Source organism: Acinetobacter sp. AOR41_HL (assembly GCF_027854645.1).
Lineage (GTDB): Bacteria > Pseudomonadota > Gammaproteobacteria > Pseudomonadales > Moraxellaceae > Acinetobacter > Acinetobacter nosocomialis.
Genome location: NZ_JAKTHZ010000024.1, coordinates 64,056 through 79,594, shown reverse-complemented (window position 1 = coordinate 79,594; position 15,539 = coordinate 64,056). Strand labels below are relative to the sequence as shown.

The following is a 15,539-nucleotide window of genomic DNA, read 5'->3' as shown; positions in this document are numbered from 1 at the left end:
CTCACTTAAATTGAATTATTACCAGCGATGTGCTGTTGGAATTACTGTTACTTTTGGTTTTTTAGGTTTGCCTACTAGGCCTTTTCTAATTGCGAAACGACGCATCATGTAGGCATAACGTGCAGCATCAAGGACATCATCGCCAACCTTTACAATTCGGCCCTTCTCGTCACGATGGTATTGAAGGAACTCGTCTAAAAATGCTCTAAGCCCCTTGAAAACTTTCCACTGCCCTTTACGCATAAGATCAAGTATTTCAAATAAGCCTGCCTCAACCCCGTTTGAACCATCAGGCCAAGTTGCATGTTCATGAAGCATGTTAAAACCCGCCTCTTTGTAATAGGCTTTTTGCTGCTTACCTGAACCCTTTTCGGTTTGTAGCCCATCCAAAGGCCATGCTGTGGGTACATCTTTAGCCCAAGACTTAACAGCGCCCCACGCATCATTTGGAGATAAGCGGTTTTGCTTCCATGCATGAGTGACATAGATAGTTTCTGTTTCCATATCAATTGCTAATTGCACTTGTGCTTGCGGGTGATCCCAACCAAAGTCCATTCCATCAATAACCATCCAATGGTCTGGAATCTCAAATGGATCACAGGTGATATAGTCTTCACTTAAGTCATATATACGTCCATGCCCAAGCATTGGGATACCTTTGGTACGCATTTCTCTTTGATGTGGAGGAAATGACTCAAGAAGCGTCTGTTTAGTTTGCTCAGATAAATGGGTTACGTCATCCCAACCAGCTTGAATCAGATACTGACCTTTTGATGGAGTATCCATAAACTGAATAACCAGATCAGTTCGACCATTCTCAGGCGTGAACGTTAGAATTCCTCTACCGCCTCTACCTTGATCGCCTGTTGCAGTACGAGTCAAAACCTGTGGGAAAATTTGCTGATCTTTTGGCTCTTCGTCAATGTGATACCAGTCAACACTGTCACCCATCAATGCATGCTGCCCTTGAGAGTAGGACCACAACTGAACTTTTGAAGTTTGGTATTGAACATCACCACCACCACCATGACGCACATAAACAGTACGCATAGCATTTGGTGTACCTGTCATTGACTCATGCTCAAGAATGTATTCAGGCGGGATTAGCCCCCCAGTCCAATTATTCTCAATACGTCTACCAAAAATAGGAGTTTGCAAGAGGTCTCTGATCTTTTCGCCTGAGTACCCTAATAGCCAGATTAAAGGAGCTTTATCAAAAGTATGCCCATCCCACCAATCCGGATAATGTCCAAGCGCATGAATAGTATCCACATAAGTACCGGTCATTGTTTTCCCGACACGGTTGGCAGCCATTAACATGACTTGGGAATATTGACTAGTCGCTTTGATTAATTCTTTTTGGAATGGATATAACTTGTCGCCAAAATCTTTATATCTATAAGTTTCTAAACGACGAGCCTTTTCTTCAAGTAATGCTAAATATTCAAGTTTCTCCTCTCTTGTCATCTTGCATTACCTTACTTTCAAGCTCTTTGATGCGCTTATCTAAGTCATCATCGGCTAATTGTTTAATATCAACTTTTCCTGAATGTTCGTGCTGAACTTTATCTGTAAACATATTCATATGCTTACCAAGCAATTCGTTAGCCTTGTTTGCAGCAGAATATTCACCTTCTTCCATAGCTCGTTCTGCAATATCTCGAAGGTTTTTAATTACTAAGTACTGATCAACACGTAAGTCAGCCATTCGTTCTAAATTTAGATAAGCAATCCGATCCTGAACGTCCTGACGCTTATAGACAGCCCAAGCATTTTGACGATGCTCGTATCCTGCTGCTTCTCCTGCCTCAGATATTCTTAGCTTAGGATTTGCAATATATTCTTGGCAGAACTTCTCATGGCGTTCATCTTCAAGTGGTTCTGCGCCTTTGATTTGTTCTTCCATTTATTTACCTCATAAAAAAACCGCCACTTGGGCGGTTCGTATTATTCATCTAATGTTTTCTGGACATCAGTTATAAATTTAATTAAGTCTTCTTTAGTTTCATCACTTATACCGTTGAACCCCGACGTCCCAGAACAAGCGTGATTCAATATTGCCACAGGATTGCTGCTTTACCTTTAATTTTTTCACATTCAATTACTGCTTCATATTCAAGGTTATTCATTGTCATTTGTTAATTTCTCATTTTATAAAGTGAGAGACATTAATAATATGAAATTGGCAATTATTCAAGCACATACTTAAGATCATCAGGAGTTTCCAAATAACACCCTTGTTTGTTGCAGAAGGCGTGAATGTCGTTTAGGTATTCAGTGAATTGAGCTGTACTTGCGTCTGTCGTGCTCATTAACTCACAAAGTCCATCAGCTACTTGTTGATAGGCTGGATGCTTAGAATCCTTCAATTCTCTAACAGCCTTGAATGTTTTCTTGTATTGACCAACGTCATCACGATCATAGATTTTTGATAGGAAGTTCTTCTTAAAGAACAGATGCTCGTAGTCTTTGTCTGTTCCCTGCTTCTTGGCCCATTGATTAAGCCACATCCAGTACAACCGGTTTTGAGCTTTTGAACGATCTTTCTCTTGTGGTGCAATCAATACGACTAAAGGTTTCCCTTCACTCGCAGCCTTTGCATGATTCACATTAAGAAAGTTAGTTACTGGTGAAATGTCGCAATGGTTCTTAACAACTTGTCGGAATTCCATTTTGACCTCGCGAACTAATCTTTTTTCTTAACAACTACATATCCATGCTTTAAAAAAGTTTGCACAATATCATTTACTGCAATTTCTTTAATAAAACCCTGAACGTCTTTGCAAACATGCTGGATATCTGCTTTGAGTTCTTCAAAATCATTGGTGCGTCCCATATGAAGCCAGCTCACTTCATGCAAGGGTTTTGTTTTCTTTTTGCTCATCTGTAAGCTCCCTTAGCGTACTTGCTTCAAACATTTCAAATAGGTCTTGAGCAATTGCTTGAATTGAATAAGCCTCAAACTCAACGCTTGGGTTTTCTTCACCCATTACTAAAGCTACTTCTTGCCAAATATGTACAGCCTCATGTAGCAATAAGCCATGAACTTGTATTAAGTCCCAGTTATCACAATCGCCAATTTGTACAACTGCATACCCATCTTGCAAGTTGACTCGTGCATCTGCCCCACCTTCAAGAAAATCGTAAGGAGCTTTCACACTGTCAAAAAGTATATCTAATTGGTCTTGGTTTCTTACGAGGGTGTATTTAATGTGCTGGAATGGGGTTTCATACCATTGAGGGACATAATTATTGTTTATCATCATCAACTCAATAAAAAACCACCCGAGGGTGGCTTTATTCTATTTTTCATCAAAGAACTGTCTTTTTAATTCATCTAACTCATTAAATGAAAGATTATGCCTATGAAAAATATATATTTGATTAACTGGATCAAAACATTTTTTTGAATAATCCCATTGAATATCACTTGGAATAGAATCCAGTTCTTGGAACTTAAAGCGACCACCTTCTAAATCAGCTTTGAATACTTTCATCGATTAACTACCTGTATTGCTTAATAAGTATTCACTATATCAAAATAAATCTTGTGATTTTCCATCAATATTCAACATCCGCTCTGTTTTTTCTAACCAACCATCGAATAAGGCTTCCGATTCTTGTCTTGTGCCTAATTGATAGGTGTCGAATAGGAAATGGCACTTGTGGCATAACGGCACTGTAAACGCATCTGATGCCTTAATTCCTTTCCCCTTGCCATGCTTACCAGAATTAGAATGAGCAGCCTGTGAGTGAGGATAGCCACATCTAACGCATGGTAGCGCTCTTATTTCGTTTAGCCTCTTTGTCGAACGCATTTTCTAGGTTCTCTATTCTGGTTCTGAGAGTATTTACTTCACGCTGACATTCAGTCTTAAACGTATGGCTGCTAAATAAGTGGTTATAACTTTCTAACCGGCTAAGATTACGTTTATAGATTTCTAAATTCTTCTTCGCTTCGATTGTGTCCATATACAATCCTGTTTTTAACTTAGATGAAGTGAACAGCCCCTAAGGCACGACAACCACTCTGTTTTCACTATTGCGTCCAATACCAGAGCCGCTCTACTACATTGGCGTATATTCACTTCTCTAAATTAAATGGCACGCCATGCAGGACTCGAACCCGCATCAATCACACTAGAATTATGATGTCTTATCCAATTAGACGAATGGCGTAAAAAATAAAAGCCCCGCCAATAACTAGTATTCAGCGGGGCCATATATGCCGTAATCCGTTCGGCCAACAAAACTAAAAATCTATCATCTAAATCGTGACTGGGCTTCAAACTCCTTATTCACCTCAGCCCAATTTATATTTGATCCTGCTGCTCTAAGGTCAGAAAGATTAAAGACTTCTTGGTGGATTTTTGGAACATTAGGATCAGTCCACTTACATAAGCCAGTTTCAGCCTTTTGATCGATTGAAACTAGAGTCATTCTTTGTTTACAACCCTTCAAGAAAACCTCTTTCCCTTCCTCAAATTTCCCATGCTTCATAAGACACCTATTTATGAATAAAATTTATTCAACAAGGGTACCGAATTTAAATGAATTGGTCAAATTAAGTTATTGAATTCTCAATAGTAAATTAAATTACTTTAATCTTTCCACACTTTCTGCATTCTTTCTGATTGAACATGTCGGATTCATATTCCCAAACATGTATGCAAAAGACCTGCTTAATTATTCGGAGCATGTGAACCTCCAAAAAGCCCATCAACTTAATGACAGGCTTCGTTCTAGTTTCACCTTCTTGCTTATGTTGCAAGGGTTACCAACTAATTCAGTGATGCCTTACTTACACTTCGCACCACTCTAACATAAATATGCCACATCCCTTGTACAAGGTCAAGTTCTATACCTATTTGTATTTAATAAAACTATAACGACAGTGAATAGCAGCTAAACCACATTTAACATCTGCTCTAGCATCATTTTGGGAATAGACAACAACCATATCTCCTACAGCATTCATTTGAGTTACAACCATTTCTGACCAAGAGTTGTTATAGAAGTATCTTTTGATTACAGCATCAAGCCACTCATCAAGGATTTCAGACTGCCCTTGCATATCCAAGATGAGGCGTTGAACTGCACGCGCTTCATTGTCTGTGATTTCACATGTTATACGCCCACGACCTTTAGGGATAACTGGATCATCTGAACACAGCCAATCAGCCATGATCTGCTCTTTACCTTTCACCTCCTGCTTGCGCTTCTTAGCAGCCTGATCCATAGCGACAGCAATCGGGTTTATGCTCTTCCCACAAGTTCCAGAATTTGAGTACATCCAAGCCCCAAATTGATAAAGCCATTCTTCTAGACTGTATTTAGTCCAGTCCGTTGTTTGCATAATGTGATTTACTGCCGCATTCATACCGTCACCCTAATCGTCTAGTTCTGCTTTGTTTATAAGTATTGAGTACATGTCTTTTGAATAGTTTGATATTGGGAACTTCTTGCCTATTAGCTCTGCAAACTCATCATCAATTTTTCGAACAAGATCCATATATTGAATCTGCTTTTCATCAGTCTCACCTGTAGGCCATTCAGGTGTCTTAGCTTGGTACTCCTCTGCCCATGCTTTGACTTGTTCAGCTTTATCTTCATATCGAGTGCGAAAGAAAGCATGAAAACCTTCTTCGTATTGTTCGTATGTCCCAACTTCGTAAAAGACCATCACGCCACCTTCAACCGTTTCATTGCTTCTTCAATCCAATTGAGCACTAAGCCACTTTGAACTTGCTTTGTAGTGCCACGAATTACAGTCCATCCTTGGATAGCTGCAACTGAGTATTTTTCGCAGTCTGCCGTGTAGCCTTCGCCTCGTGTGTGACGACCATTGCTAAATGCTCCACCCTCGACTTCGACTAAGATCATGTATCCTTCAATTCGAAAGTCAGCCTTCCAACGTCTTTCTGGATGAAATCTAAACTCCTGCTCATAAGCTATCTTCATCACATCTAGCTGACGGCAAAGCATTGCTTCGCCTTTGCTAACACCTTGTCTATGCTTCAATGGCACGCTAGAACGCGCCACTGGTTTTGATCTAATGCGTTGAGCCTCTTTGAATGTGGTCATATCAGCTCCCAGTAACAAAAAATGTAGCAGGTGCCACTACCATAAATAATCCAAGGGCAAACCATGCAAAGCTAACAAAGTCACTTCCACCTTCAGAGGCACTTGTACCTGCTTTCACAAACACGATAGTTAAAGCTGTTAGGTATGCCGTGATTGCAATAGCTACGATTAGTTTTGTCATGATCCTCCCCCCTTGAGCGCTTGCTCACCACCATTAATCGCATCCCACAACTTACGTTCTTGTTCATTTTTTTGGACAAGTCCCTCTATTTTCTTAACCACTTGCCCTCTCAAAACTTCATTATTTGGATTAAGGGCTTTGAAATAGAATTCGCCACACTTCTTGCATTTAGTTCGTGGTGGATCACTAAGAAGATAACTACCGTCGGACTCATGTGTGCACTCACCGTGGAGCGCTTGCTCTACACGAAAAGCTAAACATGCACTGAGAGCACCACCTTTCTTGCAAAGTTCTAGGGCTTTATCCACCCGCTTTTGCAGCTCCTCCACTTTCGCTTGCTGGTGCTGCCATACTAAATCCGCAACTGTCATAGCCATATTTGGATAAAAGCCAAACTCTTCATTAAATTTGTTCCAGTTAGGACCGAGATGATTAGCCATCATTTCTTCGCCAGCAGCTTCAATTAGCCATTTTTCTAGTTCTAGGTTTCTGCTCTTTTTATCCATCTCAAACATCCTTTGATTGGCAGTTAGGCGAAATGTGGTTTTCTGGTTTGTCTAGGGTTTCTAATTCCCTCGGATTCGATGGTTTATCAATGCGGCGGTCTACAGCTTTAACAACATGAATTGCCCACCCAGAACCCAATTTCGTACCATCTTCAAAAACTAGAATCTCAATCTCGTATCTGTTCCACTTTGAGTCGAAACACGGCTTGTACTCTATAGCTGCAACCTTACCCATCCATGCAGAAGAATCATCCTTCATCTTGACCCAATCCCCGACTTTAAACTCACTCATGGCTGGCTCCTTTACCGCATTCAATACACGTTCAACTGTGCGCTTAGCTGCTGCTTCTGCCTCAGCCTTTATCTTTTTACTTCGTTGCCATTGTTTAAGATTCATGACTGCCTCCGTATATTGATTCGTGGTCGCGGATGGCTTGAGCCAAACGCTCTACCTGAATTGTTCGTTGCCCAATGGATACTGACTCGCAGTCCTTCACAAATTCTAAAAGTTGCTTAGCTCCCTTGATGTCAGAACCAAACTTCCAAATGATGTCCAAAGACTCCACCAGACGCTTGAGGTCAGCAATTGAAAGATGCACATACTTCTTCTTTCCCTCTGGTTTAAAGACATAAGTATCAGAGCCTGTAGAAACAACTTCTCGCGCCTTATCCAATCCTTGCTCACGAATAAAATGTTCTGGTTTCATACCGACTCCTTGTAACGTTTAGTCATGGCTTCCTGCTTGAGCTGGTCTAGCATTTTCAGCTTTCTTAATTTCTCGTATAGATTTGCTGCTGCTCTTGTTTCTTTATTACGAGTGCCTAGGTTGTAATCTCTACGCAGCTTCATCATTGAGGTGTAATCAACAAATTCGATCATGCTACAAGCTCCCCTTTAACATTCAGGATGTCTTTAGCGTATTGGGTAGCTTTGTAATGGTTCTTGCCGACACGCTCGAAATAGTTCCACTCAACAAACCTTTGAAGAGCGCTATAAATTGTTCCTCGATTGAAATCAAACACTGATTCCTTCACGTCTTTGACATTGAAAGGCGCAGTTGCATGACAACCGAACATGAGCAAGCTAAGTTGATCATCAAAGTTAAGTTTCTTGGTTTTACTTATTGATTTCATACAGCGCCTCCAACAATCAAAGCTGATTCAGGCAGGTTTGCTTTAACTGCTCGCTTCAAAGCTGCACGTTGGTTGCTTAATGCTTTAGCTTCCTTACAAAACTCACAACGACATTTGAACTTGTTATATCCGTAGACTGTCCCATGAGTGAATTTAGCTTCGTACTGCTCACCGCCAATTTCCTCAATCCAATCTAGTGTTTGCTTATCATTTGCTAATCTCATGAGAACACTCCTACTGGACACATAAAGACAATTTCGATGCCGCCATATGAAGGCTTGTTGAATGTCTTAAGTTCTTTATTAATCACTGACTCAATATGCTTTTTCGTTTCAGTCTTGAAGTTGAATGCGCGTTTGAGAATTACTCTTGAACCATCTATCGCCTCTACGTTGAATTGCATCTTCTGGCGATCGATCGAAGTTACTTGCACTTGTACGCTCACGCTGCACCTCTCAACGCCATAGGCAACTTAAGACCATCGGCTTCAAGCATTTGCTTAAACTCTTCTTTCTGGTCGAATGGATCGGGCCAATATTCAGTGTCGGGTTTGAGTTCCCAAGGTTGAACTTCCTTAATTTCCTCAGCCATTTTGTTGACTGGCGCTTGGATCTTTAGCTTCTCGCGCAACTCCGCAATTGCTTTCTGTGCAATCGTTTTGTACCGCTCGTTATCAGCTTGTTGCTCTTCCTTGGTTTGCTTGTGCTCAAGTTGAAGCTGTGTTTCTTGAGTAGAGAGAAAACCTGCTACCTCAGCTTGTTTGATTGCTGTAATGCGTTGGTCTGGATCTAAACCTAAACTCACGTTGTAGACTGGTTTTAATCCTTGGTCTTTTGCTTCAGTCACCAAGCGATCGTAGATAGAAACAAAGATCTTCTTAGCTTCTGCCAATTGGAACTTGTCACCTGTAGCAACCAAGTCTGCACACTTCTCGAATGCTTTAGCGGCTTGCTCAGTCCACACCACTGTCATTTCACGACCAGTGCCATATTCGATTGAGTTTTTAGCTATTGCCCAAGCTTCATGAGCGTCTAACCAGTCAGATGCTTTAGGCTCACACCAAGAGCGAAACTCTGGAATTGATGGGCAGAAAGTTGATTTCATCATCTTGGTTACACCACGTTTGAAATCTTCTGCTGTTAATCCTTGAAAGCACTCAACCATTGATTCAGCGATATCTTTAGGATCTACACCTGCCCATTGATCTGCGAATTTCTTTCCGTAAAACCCACGCATTTTCCCGATTAGGCGAATAGCGTCTTCAAAGGTGAACTCACGCATGACCCACCCCCTCAATCAGTAACGGCTTTTTTGGTGTGACATCCCAAACCTGATTTTGATTTAGGAACTTATCCCATTTCGCTTGTTCAGAAATGGTTTGTTGTTGTGAAGACTGGTACCCATAGTTTGAGTTGAATCCACTTGTTTGCTGAGTAGATCCAATATCAGCATTCCAACGCTCTTGATTAATCCAAGTAGTGGCATGAGGAATAAACTTTCCACCTTCCTTGATCCAATCAAGTGACTGAATGTGTTTTTCAAGTGAAGTCATGATTAATTCAAAGCTGTGTTTTTTGAAATTAATCTTTTTGAATTTTTCCTTGGCTGCTTTTGGTCCAGATTTTTTATTTGGATATATTTCCCAAAATTCAGTGAACATTTCGTCAACTGTCTTCCCGATTTTCGGCTCTGGGGTAGAGGGAATCAGGTTAAGGGAATCAGGAATCAGGTTAAGGGAATCAGCACGATCAGTTCCGTCTTGCTCTAGATTATTCTCGATATTCGCCCACTCATTGTTTTTTAAGGATTTTTCCTCTTCTTCAACATCGGCTTCATCAATATCTGGAATTTCACTTCCACCTTCCCTTTCATTCTTATGTGGGTTCTGATGTTTGGCAAAATTAATAGCTTTGATGTACTTCCGTCCACGTACCGAATAAATCGAGATAAATCCAGATTTTTCTAGATCATTCACGAGTTGCTCGATATCACAGTCGTCATAAGGCAATAGCTGAACCTTCAAACGTTTAGGTTTGTATTCAAAACAGCCCTTAAAATCAGCAATTGTCCACATTCCAATGAACAATAAGCGCGCTAACGGATTAACATCGCCCAATTCATCATTAGTGAAAAATGAAGGTTTAATGTTTCTAGCTCTAGCCATTTAATATTTCCTCCATTGCTGTACGGAATTGAGTCCAGTTTTTTACTGACTTCGCTAGATCCTTTAATTCTTCCTCATCAACACCACACTCGAGAGCTTCTACAAGCCAAGCTAATGACTTTTGGTAATCAACATATGAAATGCGATTTTTAAGAATCCCTCGGATGTAACAGGCTGATTTCTCAAGGTCACCCTTTCTATTAAAGTTTGCGACCTTTGGAATATTTGCGAACATTGCGCCAGCATCTAAGTTTTGATCTTTTGTATAAATCGGATTAAGGTCATCAATAGCTTGAAGTAGTTCATTTACTTCAAATCTCTTAAGCCATTTGTTAATGTTTTTTAGACCAGTCTCATTTACTTGAGTTTGGTTCTGAATTGATTGTTCAAAATAATCAGCAACACTTTGAGCGACTTCACTCTCAAATCCCTTTAATTCGTCTCGCCAATTGAGCATCATCTGAAGTTGTCGTCTTCGCTCATCTAGCTCCTCAAGCATTTTTCTTTGCTTATCAAGAACTGTGTTGTCAGATAGCAGTCGATCACTCTTGCCCAAATTACAATCCACACATGAAGTAATTAGGTTGAGAATGTCGTTATCTCCTCCCTTACTTACTGGATTGATGTGATCAACATGTAAAATTACGTCTGGAGCAGACTTGCCACAGTACTGACATTTAAATTGATCACGTTTAAAAACTTCAAAACGCAACTTGTCACCAATTGGCTTTCGCTTTGGTTTTTCAGTTTTTTCTGCTAATATTGAATAGTTCATTTGGTCCACCTTGTTTGAACACTAAGCCTGATCCACGAAATCAGGCTTTTTTATTTGTCTAAAATCCCGTTAATCCCTTCCGATCCCTCTGAAAAGCTGACTTCTGTACTCAATTCCCGCACTAAAGCTGACATTCCCAAACGCTCGAAAGATTTTGCTTGTATATTGAATACATGCCACTCGCCAACTATCTCTTTTTCAATAAGAAAACCTAGATAGGCCGCGAGATCCTTTTCTTTAACATGAGCAAGTATTTTTGCTCGTTCATGGATTTCGGGAGATAAACGCACATGCGTAGATTTTTTATCAAGACTCATAAAACTTTCCTTAAGATGCCGCAGCAGTTCTTTTTAATGGTTGTTTACCATCAGCAAGGTCACGTATTTGGTATTCACGTGCTAATGGGATTTTTGACTCGTCCCACTGACTGATTGCATTGTGAGAAATCCCTAACTTCGCTGCTAACTGTGTAACAGTGCAGTTAAGCAGGGTTAAAGCTTCTGACTTAGTCATCTAACTTACCCATAAAGTAATTTAACTTACCTTATTAAACTACATAAAACTTACCAAGTCAATTGGTAAGATAACTTACGTTCTGCTGGTGGAATTAAAATGGAAACGCTTGGTATTCGCTTGAAAAATCTGCGTAAACAGAAAAAACTTACACAACAAGCTTTAGCTGATCTTGTTGGTGTGTCTAAAACTTCTGTTATTTACTGGGAAAAAGACGAAAACGTACCTAAGCATGAAAGCTTAATGGCATTAGCCAAAGCCTTGGGTAGCTCTACAGAGTACCTCTTGAAAGGTAAAGAGCCTAAAAATCTTACTAATTTTAATATTCAAGACTTTATTAATAAGCATGGACTAACTACTAAAGAAGAAGCTTCATTTGACACAGACAGTATCATTGAACCTGATGTTGTCGAGTTTGATGAGGTCAACGGTTATATATGGATTGATGTTGTGGAAGCTAACTTTTCGTGTGGTACTGGGGAATCAATTGAATTCCATTTTGATGTAATTAATGAAAAATATCCGTTCCCTCCTTCGTTCTTTCAAAGAAAGATGGTGGACCCTAAATGCTTAAGGCTCATTAAAGCTAAAGGCGACAGTATGGCTGATTACATTCATGATCAGGACCTTGTGGGTATCGACTTATCTCAAACCGAAATCATAGATGGTGAGATTTATGCAATTTACTTTGCAGGTGAAGGAATGATAAAACAGATTTTCAAAGAAGCTGATGGCTCTTTAGTTCTGCATAGCTTTAATGAAAAGTATCGCGATAGGATTGTTACTGAACAAAATGGATTGAATTTTAAGGTTATTGGGCGCCAGGTGTGGCGCGCAGGCTAAAATTAGCTAATTTTCATTACCCGCCATGTGCGGGTTTTCTTTTATCTATCAAATAAAAAGTAAGTTAACAAAAATAAAAAGTAATTTTAATTACCATTTCTCTTGACCATTCTGGTAAGTTACCTTACTATCTTCTCATCGACAAACAAAAACCGCCATAGGGGTCAGAGTCTAGGCGGTTTGCATCTAATGCGGAGATAAGTATGAATCAAAGAATTGAAAAGTACAAGTTTAGCCAAGCCTTTAGGGATGGCTCTAAAGCTTTCATAGCTTTCTGGATTATCACCTTCATTGCATTTGCTTTTTTAAAAGGCTGTGCCGACGAGCAACACGTCAACGAACTCAAAGCAAAACAGAACATGTATGTCCGCGTTCAGGTTGAGGGGGCTAACTAATGAACTCTAAAGCATTATGCCTACAGGCTAACCCGAACCTTTACTGCAAGCCTATTGGCGCTGGCATGTTCCAGTTCTACCAAATCTTTGAAGGTCAATACTTCTTTGCTAACTCAGCTAAAACTGAAAAAGCTGCATGGGAGTTAGCTCTTAAGAAGTTGGAAGAAGACAAGGAGCCCTCTCATGGATAACTTCATTGCAATTGTAGCTTTTGATTTGTTCCTAAATGTCTTCTTAGCAATGTACTGGGGGATTATCTAATGAATATGTTAGTTAACAAACCTGAGTTGCTGTGCCCTTCTTTTCCAATGCTTCAAGTGTCTAGTGAGTTTGAAGTTAAAGACAATACAGTTTCATTTGAACTGGAAAGCGGATGCGCAACTCTGAAATGCAAAATTGTTGCTGAGGTTAGTAAACAAGTTCGTGTGGTTGGTTCTCTTATGAATCCAGAGGACAGCCAAGACCAGTTTTACGACCAACTCGTTGTAGATGACCGCACACATGTAGAAGTGGTTGGTACTGAATATGTCGAAACTCCAATAGGCCTTCTATTTCAACTCACATCAACACAAGTGGCTGACTTAAACAAACAGCTTGAATACTACGCCGAAGAATTGGCGGATGAAGAAATTGGAGTGGGTGATGGGAACTAGACATTTAATTTGTGTGCAGCACAACAACGAATACAAAGTTGCGAAATACGGTCAATGGGATGGTTATCCAGAAGGTCAAGGTGTTGGAATATTGGAATTTCTAAAGGGAGAATTTAACAAATCTCTTTTTATTCAGAAGCTCGACAACATTTTTGAACCTACAGATGAGCAAGTTAAAGCTTGGTACAGAGAAGCTGGTAATACTCGTGATGATGGTTATGTTGACTTTGACGTATCTAAACGTTTTTCGGCTAACTACCCTTCTTTTTCGCGTGATGCTGGATCAGACATTTTGGGGATTATCCAAAATTCTGAATCACCTATTCCAATACGCAAATATCTTGAATTTGCTGCTGAATCGCTATTTTGCGAATGGGCTTATGTAATTGACCTAGATAAAAACACTTTTGAAGTTTTTCAGGGCTTCAATAAAGCCCCATTAGATAGCAGCGAAAGGTTTGCATCTGTTACTTCACCAGATAGCAATGAAGGTTACTACCAAGTGAAGTTCTTGGAATCATTTGATTTAGATAATTTGCCATCTGAAGAAGACTTTATTGCTCAGTTAGAACGTGAAGTGGATTAGGAGAAGATTATGAATGCGCCAGTAAATACACAAGTTCCAATGGTTCAAGATCAGAATAATCAACTCTTTGGTCTTGTGGAGCGTGTGCTAAGTAGTCCAACGCCAGACATGGCAATCATTGAAAAGATGTTAGACATGCAGGAGCGTGTTTTAGCTAAACAAGCAGAAATGGCTTTTAACCGTGACTTTGCGATGATGGCTCAAGAAATTCCAGTAATTGCAGAGACATCAAACGGTCACAACATTACATATGCAGCACTTGAGACTATTGATGCTGTAGTTCGCCCAATCCTTTCAAAGTATGGTTTTGCTACTTCATTCCGTGTTGAGCATCCAGAATCAACAAAGGTTAAGGTTACATGTGTTTTGATGCATAAAGATGGCCACCGTGAAAATACAAGCATGGAACTAAATGCTGATACTTCTGGATCTAAAAATGCTGTACAGGCTCTAGGCTCAAGCGTGTCTTATGGCAAACGCTATACCCTTTGCGCAATGTTAAATATCACTACTGCAAAAGAAGATGACAACGGGTTTGCAGCTAAGCCTTTCTGCCCGATGACACCTGAGCAAATCCAGATGCTAACAGGCTTACATGATCGTCTTGACCAGTTCCAACAACAACTATTCTTTGAGCAGTTCGGGACAATTGAGAACATTAATAAGTCTCTATTTACCAAAGCTCAATCTGCATTAAATAAGTTGATCAAACAAGGAAATGGCAATGCTAATACTTGATTGTGAACAGGGTTCACCTGAATGGTTGCAAGCAAGAGCGGGTTTAATCACCTGCTCAGAGCTTGAGGCGGTTTTTTCTAAAGGCACAGGTAAAAACCCATTTGGGAAAGGTGCAATCACTTACATGTATGAGTTGATTGGTGAGCAGATTACTGGTGAGCCTAAAGAAAGCTTCTCAGGATTTCATACAGAGCGTGGGCATGTTCATGAGCCAATGGCAATTGAACTTTATGAAATGCAGACAGGTCACGAAGTTGGTAAATGCGGGTTCATTATTGGAGAGAAGTTCGGCTATAGCCCCGACGGCCTAGTAGGTGCAAATGGTTTGACAGAAGTTAAATCCAAACTGCCAAAGCTGCAAGCTCAAATCCTTTATGAAGGCGTTTTACCACCAGAGCATTACTACCAATGCATGGGCGGGATTTCAGCAGCAGAACGTGAGTGGATTGATTTCATTAGCTACTGCCCTTCAATGCCTTTGTTTGTAAAGCGCCTATACCGAGACGAGAAAGTAATAACAGAAATTAATAACCGTGTTGATCAATTCTTAGAAGAACTGGACAAGCGGAAACAAGTGATTTTGGGAGCAGCAGCATGACAGATCAAGAATACAGAGGGAATATGAACTACCCTTTTCAAGATCACATCGTCTTGAATGTCGAAGAAAATGTAGTTCCTTTCCCAAGAACAAATCTGCGTAAGTGTCAGCATGCCCAAGTTGAAATTGACACAAAAGCTTTGGAACTTACATGCATGAAGTGCGGAGCAAAAGTAAATCCTCTGATGTGGATCAAAGACACTATGAAATATTGGTCCCGACAACAAACAAAGATTACAGAGCAGAAAAAGCAGATTAGTGAAGACCTTGAGGAGCTTAAAAAAAGAGCAAGAACCAAGTGTCAGCACTGCAACAAGATGACTGCTATTAACTTAAAGAATTTTAAATTTACAGTAATTGGGTGACGAC

Annotated in this window: 32 protein-coding genes and 1 tRNA gene; 8 read left to right on the top strand and 25 right to left on the bottom strand. The window is 40.1% G+C overall.

The genetic code is table 11. The annotated features are described in order from the left end of the window. Nucleotides 1-18: 18 nt before the first annotated feature. The 25 genes from MKL35_RS09330 to MKL35_RS09210 all read right to left on the bottom strand — a co-directional run bounded on the left by MKL35_RS09330 (nt 19) and on the right by MKL35_RS09210 (nt 11,357). Nucleotides 19-1,467: a phage terminase large subunit family protein gene (locus MKL35_RS09330; protein ID WP_270913462.1), complete on the bottom strand. Its 1,449-nt coding sequence runs from the start codon at nt 1,465-1,467 to the stop codon at nt 19-21. Continuing rightward, nucleotides 1,445-1,906 (bottom strand): terminase small subunit, encoded by a 462-nt coding sequence (locus MKL35_RS09325; protein ID WP_270913460.1) that lies wholly within the window; start codon nt 1,904-1,906, stop codon nt 1,445-1,447. Before MKL35_RS09325 ends, MKL35_RS09330 begins: the two co-directional genes overlap by 23 nt. A 283-nt stretch (nt 1,907-2,189) precedes the next feature. After that, on the bottom strand, nt 2,190-2,672 hold the full coding sequence (locus MKL35_RS09320; RefSeq protein ID WP_182638795.1) for a hypothetical protein: 483 nt from the start codon (nt 2,670-2,672) through the stop codon (nt 2,190-2,192). Nucleotides 2,673-2,686: 14 nt separating this feature from the next. Then, the gene (locus MKL35_RS09315) at nt 2,687-2,884 is read right to left on the bottom strand and encodes a hypothetical protein (RefSeq protein ID WP_105918655.1); all 198 of its coding nucleotides are present in this window, start codon (nt 2,882-2,884) and stop codon (nt 2,687-2,689) included. Next, nucleotides 2,853-3,263: a hypothetical protein gene (locus MKL35_RS09310; RefSeq protein WP_254956414.1), complete on the bottom strand. Its 411-nt coding sequence runs from the start codon at nt 3,261-3,263 to the stop codon at nt 2,853-2,855. Before MKL35_RS09310 ends, MKL35_RS09315 begins: the two co-directional genes overlap by 32 nt. A gap of 39 nt (nt 3,264-3,302) precedes the next feature. Further along, nucleotides 3,303-3,497: a hypothetical protein gene (locus tag MKL35_RS09305; protein WP_000862382.1), complete on the bottom strand. Its 195-nt coding sequence runs from the start codon at nt 3,495-3,497 to the stop codon at nt 3,303-3,305. Nucleotides 3,498-3,536: 39 nt separating this feature from the next. Continuing rightward, complete coding sequence (locus MKL35_RS09300; protein WP_254956404.1) at nt 3,537-3,818, bottom strand: DUF968 domain-containing protein; 282 nt, start codon at nt 3,816-3,818, stop codon at nt 3,537-3,539. Continuing rightward, the gene (locus tag MKL35_RS09295) at nt 3,769-3,972 is read right to left on the bottom strand and encodes a hypothetical protein (RefSeq protein WP_105918659.1); all 204 of its coding nucleotides are present in this window, start codon (nt 3,970-3,972) and stop codon (nt 3,769-3,771) included. Before MKL35_RS09295 ends, MKL35_RS09300 begins: the two co-directional genes overlap by 50 nt. Nucleotides 3,973-4,102: 130 nt before the next feature. After that, a tRNA-Arg gene (locus tag MKL35_RS09290) sits at nt 4,103-4,179 on the bottom strand. A gap of 84 nt (nt 4,180-4,263) precedes the next feature. Continuing rightward, on the bottom strand, nt 4,264-4,500 hold the full coding sequence (locus MKL35_RS09285) for a hypothetical protein (protein ID WP_031963733.1): 237 nt from the start codon (nt 4,498-4,500) through the stop codon (nt 4,264-4,266). Nucleotides 4,501-4,864: 364 nt separating this feature from the next. Then, nucleotides 4,865-5,380 carry a hypothetical protein gene (locus tag MKL35_RS09280; RefSeq protein WP_151823419.1) on the bottom strand — a complete coding sequence of 172 codons (516 nt, stop codon included), beginning with the start codon at nt 5,378-5,380 and terminating at the stop codon, nt 4,865-4,867. A 9-nt stretch (nt 5,381-5,389) separates the two neighbouring features. After that, nucleotides 5,390-5,683, bottom strand: coding sequence for a hypothetical protein (locus MKL35_RS09275; protein WP_004888449.1), 294 nt, complete (start codon nt 5,681-5,683; stop codon nt 5,390-5,392). After that, nucleotides 5,683-6,084 carry a hypothetical protein gene (locus tag MKL35_RS09270; RefSeq protein ID WP_151823418.1) on the bottom strand — a complete coding sequence of 134 codons (402 nt, stop codon included), beginning with the start codon at nt 6,082-6,084 and terminating at the stop codon, nt 5,683-5,685. The genes MKL35_RS09275 and MKL35_RS09270 overlap by 1 nt, the downstream gene beginning before the upstream one ends. Before the next feature lies 1 nt (nt 6,085). Further along, on the bottom strand, nt 6,086-6,265 hold the full coding sequence (locus tag MKL35_RS09265) for a hypothetical protein (RefSeq protein WP_152631330.1): 180 nt from the start codon (nt 6,263-6,265) through the stop codon (nt 6,086-6,088). Next, entirely contained in the window at nt 6,262-6,771 is a 510-nt protein-coding gene (locus MKL35_RS09260) for a hypothetical protein (RefSeq protein WP_270913452.1), read from the bottom strand. Before MKL35_RS09260 ends, MKL35_RS09265 begins: the two co-directional genes overlap by 4 nt. 1 nt (nt 6,772) lies before the next feature. Further along, complete coding sequence (locus MKL35_RS09255; RefSeq protein ID WP_270913450.1) at nt 6,773-7,168, bottom strand: hypothetical protein; 396 nt, start codon at nt 7,166-7,168, stop codon at nt 6,773-6,775. Then, nucleotides 7,158-7,478: a hypothetical protein gene (locus MKL35_RS09250; RefSeq protein WP_270913448.1), complete on the bottom strand. Its 321-nt coding sequence runs from the start codon at nt 7,476-7,478 to the stop codon at nt 7,158-7,160. The genes MKL35_RS09255 and MKL35_RS09250 overlap by 11 nt, the downstream gene beginning before the upstream one ends. Next, nucleotides 7,475-7,651, bottom strand: a complete 177-nt coding sequence (locus MKL35_RS09245; RefSeq protein ID WP_270913446.1) for a hypothetical protein — start codon at nt 7,649-7,651, stop codon at nt 7,475-7,477. The genes MKL35_RS09250 and MKL35_RS09245 overlap by 4 nt, the downstream gene beginning before the upstream one ends. Next, entirely contained in the window at nt 7,648-7,905 is a 258-nt protein-coding gene (locus MKL35_RS09240) for a hypothetical protein (protein ID WP_151818876.1), read from the bottom strand. Before MKL35_RS09240 ends, MKL35_RS09245 begins: the two co-directional genes overlap by 4 nt. Next, nucleotides 7,902-8,129 carry a hypothetical protein gene (locus tag MKL35_RS09235; protein WP_151818877.1) on the bottom strand — a complete coding sequence of 76 codons (228 nt, stop codon included), beginning with the start codon at nt 8,127-8,129 and terminating at the stop codon, nt 7,902-7,904. Before MKL35_RS09235 ends, MKL35_RS09240 begins: the two co-directional genes overlap by 4 nt. 217 nt (nt 8,130-8,346) lie before the next feature. Further along, nucleotides 8,347-9,186 carry a hypothetical protein gene (locus MKL35_RS09230; RefSeq protein ID WP_270913444.1) on the bottom strand — a complete coding sequence of 280 codons (840 nt, stop codon included), beginning with the start codon at nt 9,184-9,186 and terminating at the stop codon, nt 8,347-8,349. Next, complete coding sequence (locus MKL35_RS09225) at nt 9,179-10,069, bottom strand: hypothetical protein (protein WP_057061338.1); 891 nt, start codon at nt 10,067-10,069, stop codon at nt 9,179-9,181. Before MKL35_RS09225 ends, MKL35_RS09230 begins: the two co-directional genes overlap by 8 nt. Continuing rightward, nucleotides 10,062-10,844 (bottom strand): HNH endonuclease, encoded by a 783-nt coding sequence (locus tag MKL35_RS09220; protein ID WP_002052507.1) that lies wholly within the window; start codon nt 10,842-10,844, stop codon nt 10,062-10,064. Before MKL35_RS09220 ends, MKL35_RS09225 begins: the two co-directional genes overlap by 8 nt. A 50-nt stretch (nt 10,845-10,894) precedes the next feature. Next, nucleotides 10,895-11,161 carry a hypothetical protein gene (locus tag MKL35_RS09215; RefSeq protein WP_057066895.1) on the bottom strand — a complete coding sequence of 89 codons (267 nt, stop codon included), beginning with the start codon at nt 11,159-11,161 and terminating at the stop codon, nt 10,895-10,897. Nucleotides 11,162-11,171: 10 nt separating this feature from the next. After that, nucleotides 11,172-11,357 (bottom strand): Cro/CI family transcriptional regulator, encoded by a 186-nt coding sequence (locus MKL35_RS09210; protein ID WP_024437069.1) that lies wholly within the window; start codon nt 11,355-11,357, stop codon nt 11,172-11,174. 99 nt (nt 11,358-11,456) lie between these two features. Here MKL35_RS09210 and MKL35_RS09205 point away from each other — a divergent pair, with 99 nt between their 5' ends. The 8 genes from MKL35_RS09205 (at nt 11,457) to MKL35_RS09170 (ending at nt 15,535) form a co-directional block, all read left to right on the top strand. Further along, nucleotides 11,457-12,200, top strand: a complete 744-nt coding sequence (locus MKL35_RS09205) for an XRE family transcriptional regulator (RefSeq protein ID WP_057066897.1) — start codon at nt 11,457-11,459, stop codon at nt 12,198-12,200. Between the two features lie 203 nt (nt 12,201-12,403). Continuing rightward, a complete protein-coding gene (locus MKL35_RS09200) occupies nt 12,404-12,595 on the top strand; it encodes a hypothetical protein (RefSeq protein WP_270899677.1) in 192 nt (63 codons plus the stop codon). Further along, a complete protein-coding gene (locus tag MKL35_RS09195) occupies nt 12,595-12,786 on the top strand; it encodes a hypothetical protein (RefSeq protein WP_119689415.1) in 192 nt (63 codons plus the stop codon). Before MKL35_RS09200 ends, MKL35_RS09195 begins: the two co-directional genes overlap by 1 nt. Before the next feature lie 69 nt (nt 12,787-12,855). Next, the gene (locus MKL35_RS09190) at nt 12,856-13,248 is read left to right on the top strand and encodes a hypothetical protein (RefSeq protein WP_270913439.1); all 393 of its coding nucleotides are present in this window, start codon (nt 12,856-12,858) and stop codon (nt 13,246-13,248) included. Further along, nucleotides 13,238-13,834, top strand: a complete 597-nt coding sequence (locus MKL35_RS09185; protein WP_270913437.1) for a hypothetical protein — start codon at nt 13,238-13,240, stop codon at nt 13,832-13,834. The genes MKL35_RS09190 and MKL35_RS09185 overlap by 11 nt, the downstream gene beginning before the upstream one ends. A gap of 9 nt (nt 13,835-13,843) precedes the next feature. Then, the gene (locus tag MKL35_RS09180; protein WP_270913435.1) at nt 13,844-14,572 is read left to right on the top strand and encodes an ERF family protein; all 729 of its coding nucleotides are present in this window, start codon (nt 13,844-13,846) and stop codon (nt 14,570-14,572) included. Next, entirely contained in the window at nt 14,559-15,170 is a 612-nt protein-coding gene (locus MKL35_RS09175; protein ID WP_270913434.1) for a lambda exonuclease family protein, read from the top strand. The genes MKL35_RS09180 and MKL35_RS09175 overlap by 14 nt, the downstream gene beginning before the upstream one ends. Then, complete coding sequence (locus MKL35_RS09170; protein WP_270913432.1) at nt 15,167-15,535, top strand: hypothetical protein; 369 nt, start codon at nt 15,167-15,169, stop codon at nt 15,533-15,535. Before MKL35_RS09175 ends, MKL35_RS09170 begins: the two co-directional genes overlap by 4 nt. Nucleotides 15,536-15,539 lie beyond the last annotated feature (4 nt).